The sequence below is a fragment of the Chryseobacterium jejuense genome, from assembly GCF_900100075.1.
GTDB lineage: Bacteria > Bacteroidota > Bacteroidia > Flavobacteriales > Weeksellaceae > Chryseobacterium > Chryseobacterium jejuense.
This window is the reverse complement of the sequence record NZ_FNEG01000005.1, coordinates 445,088-468,383: the sequence shown is the minus strand read 5'-3', so window position 1 is coordinate 468,383 and position 23,296 is coordinate 445,088. Positions and strand designations below refer to the sequence as shown.

The following is a 23,296-nucleotide window of genomic DNA, read 5'->3' as shown; positions in this document are numbered from 1 at the left end:
GTTCCAAAAATTGAAACAGCTTTTAATTATTAATCTATCCACAAACATCTATGGGGAATAAATTATTTATCCTGGCTTTCAGGTAAATTGTTTTCTCCATTAGTAATACTAATACTTGTAGGAGTCACCAGCTGGATTTTATCCACATCAAATCGTTCCTTAATATCTAAATAAGCTTTACTTTTTACCTGTGCTAAATTAGCCCCTATTTTGATCCAGAATTTAACCTGCAGATTAAAAGAACCTTGCTTCAGATCGGTAAAAATAACTTCTGCAGTATCCAACTTATCCACATTGTCAAGATTTTTAACCACTTCAAGAATACTTTTCTGTGCTTTACTGATGTCTTCATCAGCAGGAATTTCAAAATTTAAAATAATTCTGCGTTGAGGTGAAGCTGTAATATTGTAAAACGGTGCATTAAAAACTACCTGATTCGGGATATAGGCTTTCTTTCCATCATCTGTAAGGATTTTAGTCGTTAAAAATCCTATCTCCTGTACGGTTCCGGAATGAGCGCCGATCGTAATATAATCACCTACTTTAAAGGCTTTGTCAATACCAATCAACATTCCTGAAAAGATACTTGAAACAAGATCTTTTAAAGCAACCCCGGCAATGACTCCGGCAACTCCCAAACTTCCGATAAACTTCCACAGGAAACCACTGAATCCCATAATTTCCAGAGAAATAAATGTTCCCAACAGCATAATCAGAAATCTGAATACACTTATTAAGGTTACCAATGAGCTCTCTTTCTGGCTTTTGGGGAAGAATTTATGAAATAATTTTACAGCAATTTGGCTCATGTATTTACTTGTAATAAGAAAGAATGTAAATACTAAAATGCCGACAATCAGTTTTGGGGTAAGCTCTGCAAACGTTACATACCAACTTTCCAATACCTTATACACCAAGTCTATGTAGGTAAGCCCGGTTTTCTCCATGAATAAAATTTTACATTAAAGATATAAATTTTCCATAAAAATTTTGCTAGTATCAAAAAGTCTACTAAATTTGTAGACTAACAAATGCGAAATATTATGTCAATCAAATTAGGAGACACAGCACCCAACTTTCAGGCAGAATCATCTTTAGGGGATATCAATTTTTATAACTATCTGGAGGATTCGTGGGGAATTCTATTTTCACATCCGGCAGATTATACGCCGGTATGCACTACTGAGTTGGGATATACTTCTAAATTGCAATCCGAATTTGCCCAAAGAGATACCAAAGTAATTGCTTTAAGTGTGGATGGGGTAGAGGATCATCAGAATTGGGTAAAAGACATTAATGAAACCCAAAATACAGATGTACAGTTTCCGATTATAGCAGATAAGGAAAGAAAGGTTTCCGAACTCTACGATTTTATTCATCCTAGTGCTTCTGCAACGGCAACAGTACGCTCCTTATTGATTATTGATCCTGCTAAAAAGGTGAGACTTATTATTACTTATCCAGCCTCTACAGGAAGAAATTTTAATGAAATCCTGAGAGTATTGGATTCCCTACAGCTTGTGGATAATTATCAGGTGGCCACTCCCGTAAACTGGAAGAATGGGGAAGATGTTATTGTTCCCCCGGCACTTTCTACAGAAGATGCCATCAAAAAATTCCCTAAAGGAGTTACGGAGATAAAGCCGTATTTAAGATATACGCCACAACCCAATACATGATTTATTTATTTGATTTTTTATAGTTTAGTTTTAATTTGTACGAAAAGCGCCCCGGAATTTATTTCCGGGGCGCTTTCATTTTTGTATAGATAAGTAATGATTACTTAACGTCGTTGATAATTTGTTTTGCTTTAGATGTTGGAAGATAAATCTGGAAACCTAAACCAAATGTAATTTTGTTAGTATATCCACCGTTTCCGAATCCTGCATTTGCATCGTACTTCACTAAACCTTCTAAACCAATGTTTGGAGTGATGAAGTAAGAATAACCAGGACCAAATCCAAAGTTAAGTCCGTTAGAAGAAGAACCTCCTTTAGAAATTGATGTTCCTCCTACACCTAGATTACCTTCTAAAAACCATCTTCCGTGGTGCAATAAGTTATTCACTCCTTTCTCTCCAGGATTAAGGTAGTAACGTCCTAATGCTCCAACATTATATGTGAAAGTACTTGGTGCATCTTTAGCTCCCTTGAAGCCTAGATCTACATATCCTCCTACTGCAATATTGTCTTCAATGAAATAAGCTCCCTTCGGCTGGATATTAAAATCATAACCTCCTCCTTTGTTTAATCCGAAGTTGGCTCCTGCAAGGTTTCCCCCTACCATCCAATTACCTTTCTGAATCTGAGCGTTTGCAGTTGCTGTTAAACCTGCTACAGCTAATATCCCTGTTAAAATAAGTTTTTTCATAATTTATTATTTTAATAATTAAATGTTTATTATTCACGAATTATAGAAAAAACAATAAATGTGCCAGACTCTTAATTTTAGACAATTTTTCTAAATTAATGTTAATAATATCAATGAGATAGAAAGTGTGTTTTTAATATATTTATTGAATATTTCACAATTAATGATGATTATGCGAAGAGGTCGGGAAAGGGATATTGTTGAAGTTTTAAAAAATCTTAATTCTTAAATACATAAAAGAATAATAGAGATAATAAGTCCTGCAATCGTAAATTTGATTCCACGCTTGAAGGCTTTTGTCTTAGGATTAAACATCCAGAAACTAGAGATCACAAAGAAGAAAAGAGCAACGCCGAAAAATACACTTAAAGGCGCAATAGCATCTTTAGACTGTGATTTGTGAAGGGAAACCATTTTATCCAGTACGAAGGGTAATTCCATTTTTGAATACTTAGCTACCCCTGTTGAGGAATCATAAGTTCCTCTTTTGAAGTGAAGAACAGAACCTTCAGTCTTTTCTACTTCAAGACCTTTCATCTTCAGTTCTTTTTTTAGTTCTTTTTCAGACAGGTTGGCAGATAAAGTTTTTTCATACTTTTTTTCGCTCTTTAGAAAATCGGTGTCTCTGTAGACCAAAATAATTCCACTTACGGCATACACAGCCATAATACCTGCAAGAAAATATCCCAGATAACGGTGTGTAATTCTCATGAAACTTCTTGTGTCTTTAATCTTATCCATATCGTTTTTTTGTTTTGTTTTTAAATCTTAAAAGTGGAAACTGCAAAAATGCAATTTCCACTTTTAATAAAGAAGTAATTATAAAGTTAATTCTACAGTTTGTATGTCAATGTAAAATAATAATTTCTTGGAGTGATAGGGTTTACAGAGTAATTTTCGTGAACATTGTAGTTTACAACATCAAACAGGTTACCCACTCTTCCTTGGATAGAGAATTTCTTCCATTCGTAGCCAACAGATACCATTACAGTAGTATAATCTTTAAGATTCATCATTCTTGTAACACCGTTTCTGCTGATATTGGTAGATTTTGAATCATTCCAGCCTGCAATTCTGTCTCCGATATAATAAACACCTGCACCTACTTTTAATCCTTTTGCATAAGTAGTGAATTTATAGAAAATAGAAGCATTGGCTGTTGTAGCAGGAGTTCTTACCAATCTTTGATTTTCAACATACCCTTTATCAGGAGTATCAATATATACGGAGTTATTATATGAAGCTCCAGCTATAATGGAAATATTTTCAGTCGGGTTACCGGTAATATCTAATTCTACTCCTCGGCTTCTCATTTTTCCTGCAAGTTCTTTTAGGTTAGAATCTGGAGTATTTATAGTTGTAATCCCTTTACTATCAGTAGAGGTGTAGAAATAACTTTGATAATAGTTATTATAAATGATCTGATATAATGTAAGGTTGATGGCCAGAGCATTATTCCATAAGTTTTTCTTTGCACCAATCTCATACTGATCAACAGTCGTTGGTTTTATTCCCTGTTGAGGTAATTGACGTATTCTTGCTTGTACATCCGTTATTTGCCCAGAAGTGTCCAGATTATTAATCTCATTAGACACATATCCTGCATTGGAAACAAACGAATTAGTGTATGTGGCAAATACAGAAAGATTATTATTAGGCATATAAACCAGTCCTACTTTTGGAGATATAGCCTGATCTGAAGTAGACGTATTATTTACAAATGATTTTTGATTAATTGTAAACTTTGTGTTGATCGTTGGCATATTCTCAATATAAGACCAGCGTAGACCAGCCAATACTTTAAATTCTTTGGTAAGGCTTATGAAATCCTGAGCATAAAATCCAATTCTTCTTGTATTGATCCTATTCTTTTCATATGTTTTTGCGTCCGGCATTTTCCCGCTTGCCCAAGTCGATGGATTATTCAGGTTTAGTAAACCGCTACCTCCGTTAGTACCAAAGAAATATGAAGTTCCATATACAGCTTTTTTTATATCGGGGATATTAGGGTCATAGTAAGTATATGAATCTGAAGAACCATAATCTGCATCTGCACCTATTAAAACTTTATGATTGATACTTCCCGTATTAAACTCACCATTTAGATTAATTTGAGCAGAAGTATAGTTTTGCTCATTATAAGTTCTATTTAATGGTCTGTTCCAGATAAGATCATTAGAGTCTTTTGCGTATCCCCATTGTACTCTTTCTGTAGAAAAATAATCCCTAGTATAGTTTTGATAAGATGCTACTGCATTCAATGACCATCTTTCATTAAACTGATGGTTAAAGGTAACGTTGGTGGAAAGCTGCTGTACATTCTGATATTGCCAATCTGTTCCTAAGAAAGCATTTCTGGATAATAGATTGTTCATTTGATAAGAACCGTCTCTATTGGTAATTGCTCCAATTCCAAAGTCTGGAGTAGAATCATTTCTAAGGTAGTCAGCTTCTACAATTAATTGAGATTTTGGACTTATATTAAATAAGAAAGATGGATTGAAGTAATATTTTTCAGATTGTACTACATCTCTGAAGCTTTCAGCGTACTCGTAAGCTCCATTCATTCTGAAGGCAATATTTTTAGATAGAGGACCATAAACATCAACCGTTGGTTTGTAAGAATTCCAGCTTCCACCGTTTAATCCTATACTTCCTCCAAAATTAAATTTCGGTTTCTTAGTAATCATATTAATAATACCTCCAGCAGCGGCGTTACCAAAAAGCATTGCATTAGCTCCTTTTAATACTTCTACTCTTTCAAGACCACTTACTTCAGGGAATATTCCACTGTTTACTCTTGCTCCATTCTTGAAAATATTATCATTTCCTAAAGCAAAACCACGTCCTCCAAAGCTATCCTGAGCATTACCTCTGGACGAAGTCACATACAACCCGTTTACGTTTTGTAAGACGTCGCTCAATTGCTTTGCTTGTTGTTGCTCAATGATTTCGTGAGTAACAATAGCAATAGGCTGAGGATTTTCCATTACCGTCAGATTAGACTTTGTAGATAATGGTCTCGCCTGATTGGGATTCCCTGTTTTGTGAAGGTTAATGTCCTCAATCGTTTGAGTTCTGATCGTATCTGCTTCAACGTTTTTTAGCTGTGAACTTACTGAAACAGCGATAAATAGAAGACCTAAAGATAGTAATTGTCTTTTCATTTTATTTTTATGTAGAACAGTTTTAAATAAGGCGCAAATGTAAGTATTTGTTTAGAATGAATAAAAATTAATTTATGATTTTTATCATGTCTTTTAAGGGTGAAATATATGGATTGTTTCTATCCTTATAGTTGACGTATAATTCAGTCTTTTTTATGAATATATTTGTTGAAAAATTAAAATATGCAACTGGTAAAAGCAGGACTTTGTGCCTTTGGGATGAGTGGAAAAGTATTTCACGCACCCTTTTTAAAAGAACATCCGGGGTTTTTTATTTCTGCAGTAGTAGAAAGAAGTAAAGAAGAGTCTAAGGAAAAATATCCTGAGGCTGCTATTTATCGTTCGGTAGAAGAGATGCTGCAAAATACAGAGGTAGAATTGGTGATTATTAATACTCCGGTTCAGACCCATTATGAATATGCAAAAAAAGCTCTGGAAGCAGGGAAAAATATCATTGTTGAAAAACCTTTTACTGTAAATGTAGAAGAAGCTGAAGAACTCGTAAAGTTGGCGGAAGAAAGAGGTCTGTTTTTAAGTGTATACCAGAACAGAAGATTCGATCGTGATTTTAAACAAGTACAAAAAGTTTTAAATGAAGGAAAATTAGGAAATATCAAAGAGGCAGAAATCCGTTTTGACCGATTCCGTACTACACCAAGCGGAAAGCAGCATAAAGAAAACCCGGATCAGATAGGTTCAGGTTCATTGCATGATCTGGGAGCACATCTTGTAGATCAGGCGGTACAGTATTTCGGTTATCCTGAAAAACTTTTCGCCGATGTATTTTCTATGAAAGGATCGGAGTTTGCAAACGATTATTTTGAGATCCTGTTATATTATAAAAATGATCTAAGAGTAAGACTAAAATCATCGGTGTTTACTAAAGAAGATCATTATGCCTACAAAATTCATGGAGATAAAGGAACGTTCCTGCAGGAAAGAACGGATAATCAAGAAAATGAATTGGTTGCGGGAGCCATTCCTGTTTACGGAAAAGAATGGATGCTGCCTTTGAAAGAAGCAGATGGTATTTTAAATTATCTGAACGGAAATTCAGAAACAGAAAGAATATTTACTTCAAGCGAAGCTGGAAATTATATGGATTATTACCAACAAATTTATGAACATATTGTTTTCGGATATCCATTACCATCCCCAGGAAAAGAAGTGATCCAAAATATGAAAATCATCGATGCATCAGTGAAAAGTGCAAAGGAAGAAAAGATCATTATACTATAAATGATTATATATTATGAATGAGTTCAAAGTTTAAAGTTCAAGGTTAATGATAGCCAGAAGTAGAAATTATCTACTCTTCTACTCTCAAACCCTCTTACTCTCAAACTTGTTGAACTCATTCATAACTTATATTTTTACAGGATTTCCTGAAGTTCAAGCCATCTCATCTCATGATTTTCCAGCTTTTCTGAAACTGTTTCCAGTTCTGAAGAAAGCTTGGCTATTTTTTCATAATCAGATTCGTTGTTAAGCTGATCTAAAATTTTTGTACGTTGCTTTTCAAGCTCAGGCATTTCTTTTTCAATGGTTTCTAATTCTCTTTGTTCTTTGAAGGTTAATTTCCTTTTTTGAGAATTGGATGATGAAGGAGCTTCTGTAACAGCAACAGTCTCTTTTACAGGTTCAGGTTTTACAGCTGTATTTTTTTCTAAAGCTTCCTCCCGGCTTCTTGCTTCCCGGTATTCTGAGAAGTTTCCTACAAAATCTCTGATTTTTCCATCCCCTTCAAACGCGAGAACATGATCTACGATTCTGTCCATGAAATATCTGTCGTGGGAAACAATGATTAAAGATCCCTGGAATTGCTGCAGGAAGTTTTCAAGAACTGTTAATGTAGGAAGATCCAGGTCATTCGTAGGCTCATCAAAAATCAAGAAGTTAGGATTCTGATATAAGATATACATCAGGTGTAATCTTCTCTTTTCACCTCCTGATAGTTTTGAGATAGGAGAGTATTGTGTCTGGTCATCAAATAAGAATAATCTAAGGAACTGCGATGCGGAAAGACTTTTTCCATTCGCTAATGGATAGAATTCTGCAATTTCCTTAATGAAGTCAATCACACGCTCATCCTCTTTATAGGTAAGACCTTTCTGGGCGAAATATCCGAAAGAAATAGTTTCTCCCGTTTCAATTTCACCTTTGTCTACTTTTTCAAATCCCTGGATGATGTTCAATAATGTAGATTTTCCGGCTCCATTTTTTCCGATGATACCTACCTTTTCACCACGTTGAAATTGGTAGCTGAAATCTTTTAATAAGACTTTATTTCCAAAGCTTTTATCAATATGTTTTAGTTCAAGAATTTTATTTCCAAGACGCTTCATTTCAAAATCCAGCTCTAAGCCTTGTTTTCTTGTATCGGTTTTGGCTACCTTTTCTGTTTCGTAAAAGGAGTCAATTCTGCTTTTAGACTTTGTTGTTCTTGCTTTGGGCTGTCTGCGCATCCATTCCAATTCCTTTCTGTAAAGGTTGTTGGCTTTATCAATAGTTGCATTAAGGTTATCCTCACGAATCATTTTATTTTCAAGATACGTGGCATATGAACCATTGTGAACATAAAGATTTCTATCTTCCATTTCCCAGATAATATCACAAACACTATCAAGGAAATATCGGTCGTGGGTAACAAGTAATAAAGTGATTTTTGCTTTGTTCAGATAGTTTTCAAGCCATTCTACCATATCCACATCCAAGTGGTTGGTAGGTTCATCCATAATAAGGAGTGTGTGTTTGTGCTCAGCTCTGGTTTCAGTTAATAACTTAGCAAGGGCAACACGTTTTACCTGTCCTCCGGAAAGGGTCCCCATTTTAGCATCAAGATCTGTGATTTTAAGTTGAGAAAGAATTTGCTTCATCTCATTTTCAAGATCCCAGGCTTTGTGGGCCTCCATATCAGCCAAGGCCTTCTCAATAAAGTCATGATCTGTAGAATGAAGAGACTTATGGTAGTTCTTCAACGCAAGAATTGGTTCAGAATTCAAAGTCATCATGAATTCATCAATGCTTAGATTGGAATCAAAATCGATTTCCTGGTCGAATAAAACAACCTGGATATCTTTATTAATGATCGCAGTGCCGCTGTCTGCAATTTCTTTACCCATTAAAATTTTCAGAAGGGTGGATTTTCCACTTCCGTTTTTGGCAACAATGGCAATTTTGTCCCCCTCATTGATGTGAAAGGAAATGTTTTCAAACAAAACTTTGATGCCATAAGATTTGGTAAGATTTTCTGCAGAAACGTAATTCATTGGGAATTAATAGTTTGATTTTAATTTTGAACTGAGCCGCAAAAATACGAAAATGTAACCATAAAATTTTCCAGAAGCTCCTTTATAAAAATGAATATTTATGATTTCTTAATAAACTGTGTCCATTATCTGAAAAAACAATTCGGTAAATTTGATGATAGAAGAGCTGGAAGCAGGAAGTCATTTTTGAACATATGATTTTAAGATTGTTGATATGTAAAGCTTACGATCAGCCATCATCCGGCTTCATACCTTAATAAATAATAAAAATCTGACTTAAAGCAATGAAAAAAGTGATTGTTGATATGGATGGGGTAATGGCAGATGTATACCATCAGCTGATTCAATTTGAAAAAAGAGATTCCGGAACAGAGATGAAACCTGATAGTATGACAGGAAAACCCGAACTAGAAAGCTTTCCCAATGGAAAAAAGCATGTAAATGAGGTGGGGTTTTTCAGAACATTGCCGGTAATGGAAGGAAGTCAGAAAGCCATAGAATACCTGAATAGCAAGTATGATCTGTATATTGTTTCGGCAGGAATGGAATTTCCAAACAGTTTAAGAGAAAAGTATGATTGGCTTGCAGAGCATTTTCCATTCATCACCTGGGAACAGATTGTTCTTTGTGGAAGCAAGAAAGTAGTATCGGGAGATGTAATGATTGATGATTATCCAAAGAATTTAGACCATTTTTCAGGGCAGAGACTGATCTTTACACAGCCTCATAATGAACTGATTGAAAACGAAACCTACACAAGAGTGAATTCATGGGAGGAAATCATGGAAATTTTATAGATGAATAGTAATATTTAAATGTTTTTTAGAATTGATGCTCTAAAATGTGAAATATTTAGAATAATTTTAACTAAAAGGTGATTAAATTTAATAATGCCTTATGAATGTTGATGGTTATAAAATAGATATGTTTGCATCAAACTTTTAACATGAAAAAACTTAGTGTTTTATCCTTTATTCTCACGGTTTCAGCCTTCAATGCACAGGTCATTTCCGGAACCATTATTTCTAAAAATGAAAATCAGCCTATTTCTTATGTGAAGATTGGGGTAGATAAGAAAACTATCGGAACCATATCAGACGGAAAAGGAAACTTTTCAATAGATCTTACTGGTCTGGACCTACAGCAAAAAGTGAAAATCGAAGTACCGGGATATGACCTGTATGAAGAAACCGTACAGAATTTCAAAAAAAACGATCAGCAGAAAGTTTTTTTAAATGAGAAAACTAAAACCATCAAGGAGATTGCCATTAAGCCTAAAAAACTGGTAGATAAAAACTGGGGTGTAAAAACGAAAACTAAAAGTGTTTTATATTTCGTTAATCCGGCAGGGGATAAAGCAGGTTTTCTGGGTGAAACAGCGCTGCAATTTAATACAAAGAAAAGATCCAAAATCAAGAACATTAATCTGAATATTGCCCGTTATACTTCCACGGAACCAGTTATGATGCGATACAGTATTTATAGCGAGAAAGACGGTTTCCCGGATGAAAACTTATTGGACGAAGAAATTACAGTACAGCTTACTGAAGATATGATTAAAGACGGAACTTATACGCTTGATGTTAACGATCATAACATCTGGGTGAAAGGAAAGTTTTTTGTAGGAATTCAGTTTTTAAAAGCATTTAACGGAAGCATTAAAATAAGTGCTGCACTATTCAAAACAGGATTCATTAGAGAGTTCTATGGAGACTGGAAAAAAATGACGATTGCAGCACCGGCTATAAATATCGATGTTAAAATGGATAAAAACGGAAAAGATACCAAGGATGACGATGGTGGATATGCAGATGATGATATCTCTCAGGGATGGATGGCAGATAACTCAAAAAATATAGAAGAAGCCAATCAGTCTATATATGGTAAAAATGACTCGGCCGGTAAGTATTTGAAACTGAAAGATACCGATATGTACTATGAAATTTATGGGGAAGGTGAACCTTTGGTATTGCTTCACGGAAATTCAGGGAGTATTAAAGATTATTATCAGCAGATTCCGGTTCTATCCAAGCAATATAAGGTTATTGCAATAGATACAAGAGGGCAGGGAAAAAGTAAAGATACTTCCAAGAGAGATTTTACCTATAAATTATTTGCAGACGATGTAAAAGCATTAGCAGACGAGTTAAAACTTGATAAAATTAACATTGCCGGTTGGAGTGACGGTGGAAATACAGGGCTTGAGTTTGCACTGAAATATCCAGAACGTCTCAATAAATTGATAACGATCGGAGCCAACACTTTTCCTGAAGGAGTAGAAGAAAAGCTTATCGAACGTTTTACCAATCAGATGAAACAGTTGAATGATTTGGCACCTGAGGAAACATTTGGTGAACGCAGACTTTTAAAAATCATGTTGACACAGCCTAATATCAGTAAAGAAGATTTAAATAAAATAAAAAGCCCGGTTCTTGTCATTGCAGGAGATAGAGATGTTATTAAGCCGGATCATACAGAATTTATTTCCAAACAAATTCCTAATGCAGAAAAAAGAATTTATAAAGATACAACCCACATGGTTCCTTTTGAAAAACCGGATCAGCTGAATGCAGACATTCTGAGCTTCCTTGGGAAGAAATAGATAAGCAGGAAAATATAAATTTAAAAAGCACCTTTTAATTTCAGTGTTGAAATTAAAAGGTGCTTTTTTTGGATCATTATAAAATAAATTTAAAATTGATATTGGTGACTCTAGAAGCTTCCTTCTTCCAGCATCCATCTTCCTTTCTTATCAATCCAACGTCAGTCTTTTCAAAGACCAGGAATTACCATTGTAAATATCAAGATCTACCTTTGTATTAATTCCGTGAACAATTCCGTTTTCTGTAAATTGCCAAAAATCCCATTGGCTATCTGGAGATGGAGTAGGAACATCATTATAATTAGCCAGCCATAAAGGGTAGCCTTCAAATTCACCTTTCAGAAAATCCTTATAATAATGATAATAGGTGTAAATGATAGGTTTCTCACCATAAGTCTCTTCTACGATTTTACACCATACCTTCAGGTCTTCTATTAATTTTTTATTCGTCTTTCGTTTCGGAATTTTTTCAATATCCAGAATAGGTGGTAAATCTCCACTTTCCAGTTTTACATTCGCTAAAAAATTATTCGCCTGGATCACCGGATCTTCATCAGCTCTGTAAAAATGATAAGCTCCACGGATCAGGTCATGCTTTTTAGCCATTTCCCAAAACTCATCAAAATGTTTATCTGCACTTTTATTTCCCATGGTTGCCCGCATTACAACAAACTCCAAAGGAATTGTTTTATTGCCAATGCTGAGGCTGTCCCATTTGATATCCTCCTTGTTTTGATAGTGAGAAACATCAAAGCCATAGGTCTTATCAAGATTGTTGGCTAATATTCTTTGGATTCTTGAACTTTCCTTTTCACTGTTGTGAAGTTTTCTATGGGTGAATTTATTAAAGTACAACGCATAGTAATAGCTTACGGATTGTTTAAGATAAAATCCGGTCCCGATTAAAGCTACAATTAAAATGGCTAATATCACCCTTCGGCGGAAAAAATAGCTGTTCCGTCTGTTCTTATGGATCTGTTTGGCAGTTTTTTTGGTATACTTTTTTGGTGTCATAAAGTTTTGCAAAACTAACTTTTTTCACTACTAAATGCTAAATAAAATCAGTAAATTTGTGTATTATGGAAACACGCGAAAAAATCATCATTATAGGAGGAGGATTTGCGGGGCTGCAGCTTGCAAAAACATTGAATAACAAGAATAAAAAGGTTATTGTTCTGGATCGGATGAACCATCATATGTTTCAGCCGCTTTTTTATCAGGTAGCCTCCGGAAGGATAGAACCTTCCAACATTTCTTTCCCATTCAGAAAGATTTTTCAGCAATCCAGAAACACTCAGTTCCGGATGACGGATGTAAAGGAAATTGATGCTGCTAATAATAAAGTCATTACCGATGAGGCTGAATTTACTTACGATAAACTCATCATTGCAACAGGGTGTAAAACTAATTTTTTCGGTAACAAAGAACTTGAAGGGAAAGCTTTCGGTATGAAAAATACCCAGGAAGCCATCAGTATCAGAAATCACGTTTTGATGACCTTTGAAAAACTGATTATTGAAAAAAGCCGCAGTGATGACGGGAACTGGAATATCGTTATCGTAGGAAGCGGACCAACCGGTGTAGAGCTGGCGGGTGCTTTTGCTGAAATGAAAAAAGATATTCTTCCGAGAGATTATCCTTATATGAATTTCGATCATCTGAAAATCATTCTCGTAAGTTCTACAGAGAAACCACTTGCTGTAATGAGCAGTGAAGCCCAGGAGAAATCTGAAAAATACCTTAAAGATCTTGGGGTAACCTTCATGAGTGGAGAAGTAGTTACAGATTATGATGGGGATAAAGTACATTTGAAAAGCGGGAAAGAAATACCCTCTAATAATGTAATCTGGGCAGCAGGAGTTACGGGAAATGTAATTGACGGATTCCCTGAAGAAAAATTAGTAAGAAACAGATATATCGTAGACCGATACAACAAAGTAAAGGGGTATGATAATGTATATGCAATCGGAGATATTGCTTATATGGAAACCCCTAAATATCCACAGGGACATCCACAGGTTGCCAATGTAGCCATTAATCAGGCCAAAAACTTAGGAAAGAACCTGTTGAAGAAAACTTCCAGTGAATGGAAAGAGTATGAATACGATGATCAAGGTTCTTTAGCAACTATAGGAAAGCACAGAGCCGTTGTAGATTTACCATTTATAAAATTCCAGGGATTTTTAGCCTGGTATTTCTGGATGTTTCTCCATTTAATGCTAATTTTGAGCGTTCGAAATAAGCTGGCCATATTCTTCAACTGGATGTGGAGCTATATCAACAAGGATTCTTCCTTAAGATTAATTATTATACCTACTAAGAAAAACGGAACATTACAATGAGAATTGATATCATAAGCGTACTTCCAGAATTGATGGAAAGTCCATTTACAACCTCTATTTTAAAGAGAGCAATGGACAAAGGACTGGCAGAAGTACATTTTCATCAGCTGAGAGACTGGGCAATCAATAAGCACAAACAAATTGACGATGAACCTTACGGAGGCGGAGCTGGAATGGTGATGATGGTAGAGCCATTGGATAAATGTATCTCAGAATTGAAGTCTCAAAGAGATTATGATGAGGTGATCTATCTTACACCAGATGGAGTAACGCTGAACCAGAAAATTGCCAATACTCTTTCTATAAAAAATAATCTGATCTTCCTTTGTGGACATTATAAAGGAATAGACCAGAGGGTGAGAGACCTTCATATTACCAAAGAAATATCGATAGGTGACTATGTGCTTACCGGTGGAGAGCTTGCAGCATGTGTACTGGCTGATTCTATTATTAGACTGCTTCCGGGAGTTTTAAATGATGAACAAAGTGCTTTAACAGATAGTTTTCAGGATGATCTTTTGTCGCCACCTATTTATACAAGACCTGAAGTCTATAAAGGACTGGAGGTTCCTAAAGTCTTATTAAGCGGAAATTTTGGAAAAATTGAAGAATGGCGCCACGATGAAGCAGTAAGAATTACTAAAGAAAAACGCCCTGATCTCCTTTAATATGGCGCTACAGGGTATTTAAACCCTATTTTTTTTATTTATTCTATTTGTCTATAAATTAAATGGAATAATATTTGTTATTTTTGTAAGTGAAAAGGAAAATATTAGCAACTTTGGTCTTTTAATTGGATTTTTGTTTTCGATATTTAAAATTTTGTTCATTATTTTAATTCTGATATATTGAATGAAATAATAGATTAATTGAAAATTTAATTCACTATTAATGGTTTTATTGATTTTTTTTATTACATTTGAAATATTTCTTATTATAAATTGATTTGTTAACATTGTGAACAAATCAATGCGATTTGAAAAAAATAATAAATTTACAATTAGGAAAAAGAGCATATTAATTAAAGTATAGAAATTTGTGTTGATGGAACTGTTCTCTTTTTATAATGTTGAAAATTTATTTTTACCCGACCCTAAGCCTGTCCATAAATTAGATCCTACAAAGTCAGGTTTAAGAAACTGGGATGAGAAAAGATATAAAAACAAGCTTTTTAAAATCTCTCATGCATTTCAATTGATGAAGGAGGAAAATGGAGTATTGCCATTTATTATAGGATTATCGGAAGTTTCCGGAAGGAAAGTTTTAGAAGATCTTGTAGAAATGGAACCTTTTAATTCTGAATATGGAATTGTACATTACAATTCTATGGATGAAAGAAAAGTGGATGTAGCCATGTTATATAATAAAAATAAAGTAGAGGTTATCGATTCTGAAACCATTACTTTCTTTTTTGAAATAACCTATAAAAACACAGGAAATTACGACACAACCAGAGACGTACTTTTTTCAAAAATTAAATATAAAGGGGAAATTATTAATGTCTTTATCGCCCATCTTCCCTCTAAGCGGGAAAAAGATATCAATAAACCTAAAAGAGCCTTTATATTGAATGAGGTTCGGCAGCGGATCATGAAAATTGTAGATGCTGATAAGGAACATGTCATATTGTGTGGTGATTTTAATGAAAACCCGGATGATGAAAATTTAGTACAAATTCTCTATGACAATGATCATGAGAAGGTTTTGATGAATCCTTTTCAGGAGTTGTTTTCTACAAGAAATTATTCTACTTTTCATTATAAGTCTGGATTGCTGTATGATCAGATTATGATGTCGAGATCCCTTCTTGACAATACAACACTAGCTTTTCAGGAAGCCCGTGTGTTTAATTCTGAGAAACTCAGCAGCAGGACCAGAAATTTTGAAGGACGACCTTTCCGAACTTATGCAGGCACCCGGTATTTAGGCGGATACAGCGATCATTTCCCGGTTTTTGTAAAGTTTAAAAGCTTATCATAAAAAAACATAAATAATAAAAAAGTAGAAAATGAAAAATTCGAGTAACACAAGCTATCATTTAGATTCCATCGACAAGGAAATAATCTACATGTTGATGGATAATGCTAAAACTTCTTTAGCACACATTTCAAAGAATGTTGGGATCTCTACAACAGCGGTACACCAAAGGATTAAAAAACTGGAACATGCAGGAGTTATTGAAAATTCAATTTCATTCCTTAATCCTAAAAAAATTGGATATAAAGTAATTTCTTATATCGGAGTTTTTTTGGATCAGCCAAGCCATTACCCTGAAGTGGTAAAATCTTTGCATGATATCAATGAAGTAGTGGAAGCCCACTATACAACAGGGAATTATACAATATTCCTTAAAGTTCTTTGTAAAGATAATGATCATTTGATGCAAATTCTTAGCAAACTCCAAAAACTGAAAGGAGTAACAAGAACAGAAACTTTTATATCTTTGGAACAAGGTATTTACAGACAATTGAAAGTATAACGATATGAACATAGCCCAATATTTGGATTCAACTTACTTGAAGACACCGGAACAATCAGGTATTTCACATGAAGGAACTCTTCAGATTGATAAAGAACTTGCACAGGTAGCCATTGATAATGGTATTTTTGCAGTAATGATTAGGCCGGATTATGTAGCGGAGATTAAAAAATATATTCAGGAGAGAAATTCAAATGTTGCAGTAGGAACTGTAATAGGATTCCATGAAGGAACATATTCGGTAGAAGAGAAGCTTGCAGAAGCCTCAAAAGCTATTGAAGATGGAGCAGATGAGCTGGATTTTGTAATTAATTACAGTGCTTATCTTCAGGGAAATACTGACTTGGTAAAAGAAGAATTTGTAAAATGTACAAAGCTGGCTTTGGAACACCATAAAATTACAAAATGGATCATTGAAATCGCAGCCCTTACTGATGCTCAGATTGCAGATCTTACCAAAAATATTTCGAACTGGGCAGAAGAGAATTTTTCAGCCAATGATTTACCTCATATCTTTGTTAAATCATCAACCGGATTTTATGAAACTACAGATGGGAAGCCTAATGGGGCAACATTTGAAGGAATAAAAATTATGTTGGATAACGCTGGAAAACTTCCTGTAAAAGCTGCCGGAGGAGTAAGAACTCCTGAAGATGCTGAAAAAATGATTACTATGGGAGTGAAGAGAATTGGAACTTCCTCAGCATTGGCACTCATTAAAAATGAAGCTTCATCAGGCGGATATTAAATTTGATATTCAAGAACAAATAAAAAACCATCAAGTTAATTTGATGGTTTTTATTTTTATACCTGAGCCTGATATTCTTCGTAGAATTGCTGGGTTTCCTTAATCAGTGCATCCATTTCTTCTAAGGTGAAAACTTCAAGGAATCTTTTTCTAAAATCCTTGAAGTGAGGAATACCTCTGAAATAGTTGCTGTAATGCTGTCTCATTTCTACCAGTCCTAATCTTTCCCCTTTCCATTCTGCACTCCACTCAGCATGCTGACGAACTGCTAATAATCGATCTGAAATAGTAGGAGCAGGTAAATGTTCACCTGTTTTAAAGAAATGCTTGATTTCATTAAATATCCAAGGATATCCAATAGCAGCACGTCCAATCATTATTCCGTCACAAGCATACTTTTGTTTGTATTCAAGTGCTTTTTCAGGCGAATCAATATCACCGTTTCCGAAAATCGGAATTTCAATATTAGGATTTTGTTTAATTCTTGAAATATGTTCCCAATCTGCTTCTCCCTTGTACATTTGAGCACGGGTTCTGGCATGTATGGTAAGTGCTTTAATTCCGGTTTCCTGAAGACGTTCTGCTACTTCGTCAATATTGATAGAAGTGCTGTCCCATCCAAGACGGGTTTTAACGGTTACAGGAAGGTGGGTAGAGCTCACTACAGCCTTTGTAAGACGAACCATAAGGTCAATATCTTTCAAAACTCCAGCTCCGGCTCCTTTGCAAACTACTTTTTTTACAGGGCAACCAAAATTAATGTCTACCAAGTCTGGATTTACTGTTTCAACAATTCTCGCAGACATGGCCATTGCTTCTTCATCACCACCGAAAATCTGTATCCCGACAGGTCTTTCATAATCGAAAATATCCAGTTTTTTACGGCTCTTGATGGCATCACGAATTAACCCTTCGGAAGAAATAAATTCCGAATACATTAAATCTGCACCGTGCATTTTACACAAACGTCTGAACGGAGGATCACTTACGTCTTCCATCGGAGCCAGCAAAAGTGGAAATTCCGGCAGTTCTATATTGCCTATTTTTATCATGGTGCAAATTTACAAAATTCTGATTAGTAGAAAATATGATATTATCTATTACTGTGAATGATGAGTTTGAAAGATGTTTGAGAGTATTAGAGTAGTGGGAAGAAAAATTTAGAGTTAGTGGGAAATAACTAACCTTAAACCTTAAACGTAGGGTTTTTAGAAACTTGCTTTTACCTGCATGCTTCCGATGTGGATGGTTCTTTCTCCGGAGTTTCTTCCTTCGTAATTTAAATTCAATTGGATAAATGAATTGATTGCCTGCTGAATGAATACACTCCATACCTGGTTTTTTCCTGGTTTCAGACCATCTAGCATCTGGTTTCCTACAATACTGAAATTATTACCATTGAAATTATTGTTGATGAAAGAGAAATTTCCACGAATGGAAGTCTTTCTGAATTCCCATTGGATGGTTCCTGTAACATCAAAAGCTTTTAACAATTCTTCACCATCTATCCTTTGTTTTTGGCGGTATGCAGACGAAAGCTCGGCCTGAAGAGCATCTGTAAACTTATAGGTGGCCTTTGGTTTGGTTTCAAAATTATTTAAACGATAATCTCTTGTTGCAAATAACTGTGAGGTATTTTTGATATCATGAACAGAGTTTTCCCAGTCTATCCTGAATTCTTTATTGAACCAATATCCAATATTCAGGAAATGGGAAGTTTGCTCACGTTCTTCGTTACTGAAATTAGCATTGATAAGGTTATCGTTGGTAATGAATCGGTAGTTTCCATTCCATCCGGATTTATCGGTCGGATTGAACTGTACCGAGGTTAAAATATTTTGATTTTTAAGGATCTGATCGCTATTTTTCTCAAACGGATTTAATACCAGAACCTTATCTTTTTTATAGAATGAGTTTTGGGAATTTAATGAAATATTGAAATTCCAACGTTTTAAGAAGGCATTTTCCGAATTAAAGACAATCGCCGGATTTACAAATAAAGCCAACTGTAATTTGTTTTTATTAGAAGGAATATATCGTACAGAGTTGGTATAAACCCTAATGTATTTAGCTAGGTCGGAATATTCGGCAATTTCAAATTCGTCAAGCTGCTGAATACCGTCACCATTGTAGTCTGTCCATTTATAAACACCTTGTCCATCCGTTACTTTAATATACTGAAACTCCCTTTGTGCTTCCTGTCCGTTTCCAAGCTCGTAAAACGCCTGTAAACGCATCCCATTTCTGAAAAGTTGTTGATTGTAAAGAATATTTCCAACCACAAAGTCATTATTTTTAGTGACCTCGCCTTCTGGGCCTGAATAAAAGAATTTTCTGTAATGAATCAATGCATTCAAAGTTGTTCTTTCAGTTTTGATAATCTGACTTTCCGCCATGAATCCAAGAATATTATTCATATTCTGAAGCCTGTTGTCACGAACTGAGTCATTATCCCTCATGTATACTTTAGCAAGCAATTTGGTACGGGTACTGTCTCCTATTTTCTTTTGAACGAAAATTTCTTTCCAGCTGAAACTTGTGACATCCATAAGTTGAGTGTCATTGTACTTCTTCTCATTATGCTCCATGCTTCCCCCTATTGCCCAGCTTCCTTTCTTTCCTGTAAATTCCGTTGAAATCCCACCACGAATGAATTTGGTGTCCTGAAGCGTTGCATTAGTACTCAGGTAGGATAGATTTCCTTTTGTAAAGAATTTTCCGGTGATCCAACCAAAATCAAGATCATTTTTAATCCCTTTATAAGAGTTTTGCTCATTTAAATAATTGATACGGTAATTTAATGTAGATTTATTATTCCACTTGTTTAAAAAGCTGAAGATAAAACGATTCTGTGTCTTTTTGTTAAACTCCTGTGTTAAATTGAAGTCTCTGGAGAATTCTACATCATTGATACGATCCAGGATATGAAACTGTTTGTCTATATACTGATATTCAAAGCTTGGAGTACCTTTCCAAGAGCTTCTTGTAAAGGTCTTGTTTCCGAAGATACGATAAGCATAGCCTGTATTCTGGTCAGAATCTTTAGATGAAAACAGGTTGATATCATAATTACTTAAGGAGATATCTGCACCTATTTTTCCTTCATTTAGCAAATATTCAGAATTAAGAGAGAATACCTGAGATTTCTGTGGTGAAGGAAGCTTTCTTACTGCTCTATAATCTCCTGCATTGGGCCCTACATACTCAAAAACACGTCCGTTATTGGTTGTTTTTGCTGTTTTATAATCTCCCTGATTAGCTCCAAAATAAGTAAATGATACCTGATAAAGCGTTTCATTAGGGTCTGTGGAAAGTTCATAGAAGCTTCCGGCAGGATTTAAACGGTATAAAATTTTATTAACATCATACTCTGTAACAACTCCTGATGGAGCATACATCAGATTGGGATCATTTCCAGCATTGGCTAAAATCTGCTCATCTTCTTTAGATAAATTTAAAGCAAGAGGTGCATTTTTGTTATCATTTTCCATGAACCAATTCAGCCCAACTTTGAATTTTTCTCTTTGATGTTCCAGCTTTCCGGTAAATAAATATCTTGAATAATTCCTGTTGGCGTAGTTGTACGAAATGGTGATAAAATTCTGCTGGAAAATAGGACGGAAACTGGTAAAGGTAACTTCACCTGTGTTATAGTTGATAACATAATCCTGGTTTTCCCCACGTTTCATTAAGATACCGTCAATAAATACCTGTTCAGAACCAGAGATCAAAGTAATGAACTGTTCTCCATTTTTCCCTGTTAAACGATAAGGTCCTTGGTTTCCTTCAACTCCTTGGAAACGGATCCTGTGAAATTCACTTCGTGCCACACCGGCAGAAATATCCACAAACGTTTTATTTTCTTTTCCAAATTCTGTCTGAAACTGAATTCCCATGCTTCGTCTCTGATATTTGGCAAAATAATTTTTAGACTCCATAAGGTCAAGGTGTCCAGCTCTAAGAATAGATTTATCCTTAATGTTAAGCTGCATGTAGATTTTATCAAACTCTTCTAAAGTTTGGGTATATCCATCAGCCTGAATGGGTAAGTTATGATCGGAAATACTTGCTAAAATGGTGACATCTTTGGAAAGTCGTCCAGAGATCTGAAGATCCATAGAACTTTGTACAGATTGTCCCTGATTATTACCAAATGTAATTCCACGGATAATGGAACCTTTAGAATTAAGTTCACCTAAAAACCTCTTTTTATCATTTTTTGCCAGTACGGCTTCATCAACAACAATTCTGTTATGAGTTCGGATAAAGTCTAAAGTATCTTTTGCAAAAATGTCCTGTTCAAGCTTAGCAACGAGAATACTATCTTTTTTAGCACTGTCCTCAGGAACGTTGGGATTTTTCCATGAAAATACCTGAGCATTTCCTGAAAATATGCCAAAGAAAAAAACAATGAATAGGATAAAAATATTCCGCAACTCCTGAAAAATAATTCGTAAAAGTAATTAAAAAATGTTAATAGCAGAGTGTCAACTATTATTAACAGAAAATTAATCCAAATATTGTTAAGTCCTTAAAATTAAGAGTAATTTAGCCTCTGAAATTATAAATAATATAAAATTATAATCATGAAAAAACTTTATTCGTTATTGGCAACAGCAATGCTTGCCATTACTGCATTTGGACAAACTACTCTTTTGTCAGAATCTTTTGGAACTACATCAACATTACCAACAGGCTGGACAAGTACTAATGTTACTAATGGTTGGAAATTAAATGGATCAAGTGTGTCAACAAATAAATATCCTGGGGCTTCAGGAGCTATGAATGTTGTCTTTGTTGGCCAGGGTCCCAATGGAATTACCCATACATTAACCTATTCTAATTTATCAACAGTTGGTTATACAAATATATCCATTATATGGGGTGGAATAGGAGCTGCTGCTTTTGATAAGGATATTGTATTTCAATGGAGCACAGATGGTACAACATGGAATGATGTAACTTATACTTATAATAAAAAGGCTACTGCTTGGGGGCTTGTTAATAGTGGGATACCTATTCAATTACCGGCAGGAGCAGAGAATGCTGCAACTTTAAGTCTTAGGTGGTCTTCTGTAACAAGTAATTCTGGTAACTATAGAATTGATGATGTAAAGGTAACAGGTGCTTCTGGTTCATTGGCTACTTCTGAAATAGTAAAATCTAAAAATACTTTCATTAAAAATACTTCTGTTGATCATGAAATTTATTTTGGAATAAAATCTGAGGTTAAAATTTTCAATGTAAATGGACAAATTGTAAAAACAGCATCTGTTTCTGAAAATGGATCTGTTAATGTAGAAAATCTACAAAGTGGGATTTATTTTGTAACAGGAAATGTCAATGGGAATGCCGTTTCTGAGAAAATTATCAAAAAGTAATTTTAATTAATTGTTAATTATATACCGCTGTCTCAAACGGATAGCGGTTTTTTTGTATTTTTACAACATAAATTTTAAAAAAAATTATTTTATGAAAAAGATCTATTCTTTAATTGCTCTTGGATTAATTTCAGGAAGTATGTTTGCTCAAAACCTGGTTGTCAATCCAACATTTGATAATGGGTTAACAGGATGGGCAGCAGGAACTGGTAACGGCTATACCTTACCTAATTTAGTTGTTGCGGATGGAAATAATGGTTCAAATTCTGCTCAATATTTGAATTCTACTGCAACTAATGGGTTTTATCAAGAAATCCCAGTTACAGGCGGACAATCATATACAATTTCGTTTTGGTATAAAGCAGCTGGAGATGGAACTGATGCGAGAATTTGGTCTACTTATAAAAATGCTGGTGGTACAATTATATATCAAGAAGGTACAGGGAACGCTGTTGGAAATGATCCGTTAAGAGGTCCTGCAAATGGATACTTACCAACATCTTCATCTTGGACTCAATTTACTACAACTGTAGTCGCTCCTGCAAATGTTGTCACTTTACAACTTGCTGTAAGAGCTTATAATAATAGTACTCTTGTTGCTTATGATGATTTTTCTGTAGTTGCTGCTGGATCTTTAGCTACTGGAGAAGTTGCTCCTTCTAAATATAGATTAGTAAAGAACACTTTCGTTAAAAACAACGAAATCACTTTCGGAGCTGATGTGAAAGATGTGAAAGTTTTCAACATGTTTGGACAGATTGTAAAACAAGCTTCTGTAAAACAAAACGGAACTGTAAACGTTGCTGAATTAACAAAAGGAAACTATATCGTAACAGGTACAGTGAACAACCAAGCAGTATCTCAAAAAATCTTAAAAGACTAATTATTTTAGATTAAAATAGAGTCCGGCCATTTCGAAGAAATGGCCGGACTTTTTT

Annotated in this window: 19 protein-coding genes; 11 read left to right on the top strand and 8 right to left on the bottom strand. The window is 34.8% G+C overall.

Features of this window, described 5'->3' with window-relative positions; all coding sequences use genetic code 11:
- Positions 1-62: 62 nt before the first annotated feature.
- Positions 63-947 carry a mechanosensitive ion channel family protein gene (locus BLS98_RS17295; protein WP_089737806.1) on the bottom strand — a complete coding sequence of 295 codons (885 nt, stop codon included), beginning with the start codon at positions 945-947 and terminating at the stop codon, positions 63-65.
- A gap of 96 nt (positions 948-1,043) precedes the next feature.
- Between BLS98_RS17295 and BLS98_RS17290 the strand changes: the two genes are divergently transcribed.
- The gene (locus tag BLS98_RS17290) at positions 1,044-1,679 is read left to right on the top strand and encodes a peroxiredoxin (protein ID WP_089737804.1); all 636 of its coding nucleotides are present in this window, start codon (positions 1,044-1,046) and stop codon (positions 1,677-1,679) included.
- A gap of 100 nt (positions 1,680-1,779) precedes the next feature.
- Here the strand turns inward: BLS98_RS17290 and BLS98_RS17285 are convergent, their stop codons facing one another.
- From BLS98_RS17285 to BLS98_RS17275, 3 genes are all read right to left on the bottom strand, one after another.
- Entirely contained in the window at positions 1,780-2,370 is a 591-nt protein-coding gene (locus BLS98_RS17285; RefSeq protein WP_089737803.1) for an outer membrane beta-barrel protein, read from the bottom strand.
- Between the two features lie 225 nt (positions 2,371-2,595).
- A complete protein-coding gene (locus tag BLS98_RS17280; protein ID WP_089737801.1) occupies positions 2,596-3,111 on the bottom strand; it encodes a hypothetical protein in 516 nt (171 codons plus the stop codon).
- Positions 3,112-3,203: 92 nt separating this feature from the next.
- Positions 3,204-5,537: a TonB-dependent siderophore receptor gene (locus tag BLS98_RS17275; RefSeq protein ID WP_089737799.1), complete on the bottom strand. Its 2,334-nt coding sequence runs from the start codon at positions 5,535-5,537 to the stop codon at positions 3,204-3,206.
- Positions 5,538-5,720: 183 nt separating this feature from the next.
- Here BLS98_RS17275 and BLS98_RS17270 point away from each other — a divergent pair, with 183 nt between their 5' ends.
- Positions 5,721-6,776 (top strand): Gfo/Idh/MocA family oxidoreductase, encoded by a 1,056-nt coding sequence (locus BLS98_RS17270; protein WP_089737797.1) that lies wholly within the window; start codon positions 5,721-5,723, stop codon positions 6,774-6,776.
- Between the two features lie 134 nt (positions 6,777-6,910).
- Here the strand turns inward: BLS98_RS17270 and BLS98_RS17265 are convergent, their stop codons facing one another.
- A complete protein-coding gene (locus tag BLS98_RS17265) occupies positions 6,911-8,806 on the bottom strand; it encodes an ABC-F family ATP-binding cassette domain-containing protein (RefSeq protein WP_089737795.1) in 1,896 nt (631 codons plus the stop codon).
- A gap of 284 nt (positions 8,807-9,090) precedes the next feature.
- Here BLS98_RS17265 and BLS98_RS17260 point away from each other — a divergent pair, with 284 nt between their 5' ends.
- On the top strand, positions 9,091-9,603 hold the full coding sequence (locus tag BLS98_RS17260) for a 5' nucleotidase, NT5C type (RefSeq protein ID WP_089737793.1): 513 nt from the start codon (positions 9,091-9,093) through the stop codon (positions 9,601-9,603).
- Between the two features lie 149 nt (positions 9,604-9,752).
- Positions 9,753-11,408, top strand: coding sequence for an alpha/beta fold hydrolase (locus BLS98_RS17255; RefSeq protein ID WP_089737791.1), 1,656 nt, complete (start codon positions 9,753-9,755; stop codon positions 11,406-11,408).
- Positions 11,409-11,558: 150 nt separating this feature from the next.
- Here BLS98_RS17255 and BLS98_RS17250 read toward each other — a convergent pair whose 3' ends face one another.
- On the bottom strand, positions 11,559-12,422 hold the full coding sequence (locus BLS98_RS17250; RefSeq protein ID WP_089737788.1) for a glycoside hydrolase family 25 protein: 864 nt from the start codon (positions 12,420-12,422) through the stop codon (positions 11,559-11,561).
- A gap of 65 nt (positions 12,423-12,487) precedes the next feature.
- Between BLS98_RS17250 and BLS98_RS17245 the strand changes: the two genes are divergently transcribed.
- The 5 genes from BLS98_RS17245 (at position 12,488) to deoC (ending at position 16,977) form a co-directional block, all read left to right on the top strand.
- Positions 12,488-13,750 carry an NAD(P)/FAD-dependent oxidoreductase gene (locus BLS98_RS17245; protein WP_089737786.1) on the top strand — a complete coding sequence of 421 codons (1,263 nt, stop codon included), beginning with the start codon at positions 12,488-12,490 and terminating at the stop codon, positions 13,748-13,750.
- The gene (gene trmD, locus BLS98_RS17240) at positions 13,747-14,418 is read left to right on the top strand and encodes a tRNA (guanosine(37)-N1)-methyltransferase TrmD (protein ID WP_089737784.1); all 672 of its coding nucleotides are present in this window, start codon (positions 13,747-13,749) and stop codon (positions 14,416-14,418) included. Before BLS98_RS17245 ends, trmD begins: the two co-directional genes overlap by 4 nt.
- Before the next feature lie 376 nt (positions 14,419-14,794).
- Positions 14,795-15,730, top strand: coding sequence for an endonuclease/exonuclease/phosphatase family protein (locus BLS98_RS17230; protein WP_089737780.1), 936 nt, complete (start codon positions 14,795-14,797; stop codon positions 15,728-15,730).
- 28 nt (positions 15,731-15,758) lie between these two features.
- The gene (locus tag BLS98_RS17225) at positions 15,759-16,229 is read left to right on the top strand and encodes an Lrp/AsnC ligand binding domain-containing protein (RefSeq protein ID WP_002976659.1); all 471 of its coding nucleotides are present in this window, start codon (positions 15,759-15,761) and stop codon (positions 16,227-16,229) included.
- Between the two features lie 4 nt (positions 16,230-16,233).
- Positions 16,234-16,977 carry a deoxyribose-phosphate aldolase gene (deoC, locus tag BLS98_RS17220; RefSeq protein ID WP_089737779.1) on the top strand — a complete coding sequence of 248 codons (744 nt, stop codon included), beginning with the start codon at positions 16,234-16,236 and terminating at the stop codon, positions 16,975-16,977.
- Positions 16,978-17,033: 56 nt separating this feature from the next.
- On the opposite strand, the gene dusB is transcribed toward deoC, so the two are convergent.
- Both dusB and BLS98_RS17210 read right to left on the bottom strand, forming a co-directional pair.
- Positions 17,034-18,029 carry a tRNA dihydrouridine synthase DusB gene (dusB, locus tag BLS98_RS17215; protein ID WP_089737777.1) on the bottom strand — a complete coding sequence of 332 codons (996 nt, stop codon included), beginning with the start codon at positions 18,027-18,029 and terminating at the stop codon, positions 17,034-17,036.
- Positions 18,030-18,185: 156 nt separating this feature from the next.
- Positions 18,186-21,413 (bottom strand): hypothetical protein, encoded by a 3,228-nt coding sequence (locus tag BLS98_RS17210; protein WP_089737774.1) that lies wholly within the window; start codon positions 21,411-21,413, stop codon positions 18,186-18,188.
- A gap of 150 nt (positions 21,414-21,563) precedes the next feature.
- Between BLS98_RS17210 and BLS98_RS17205 the strand changes: the two genes are divergently transcribed.
- Positions 21,564-22,358 (top strand): T9SS type A sorting domain-containing protein, encoded by a 795-nt coding sequence (locus BLS98_RS17205; protein ID WP_089737772.1) that lies wholly within the window; start codon positions 21,564-21,566, stop codon positions 22,356-22,358.
- A gap of 91 nt (positions 22,359-22,449) precedes the next feature.
- Positions 22,450-23,241 (top strand): carbohydrate binding domain-containing protein, encoded by a 792-nt coding sequence (locus tag BLS98_RS17200; protein ID WP_089737770.1) that lies wholly within the window; start codon positions 22,450-22,452, stop codon positions 23,239-23,241.
- The last annotated feature ends 55 nt before the right edge of the window (positions 23,242-23,296 follow it).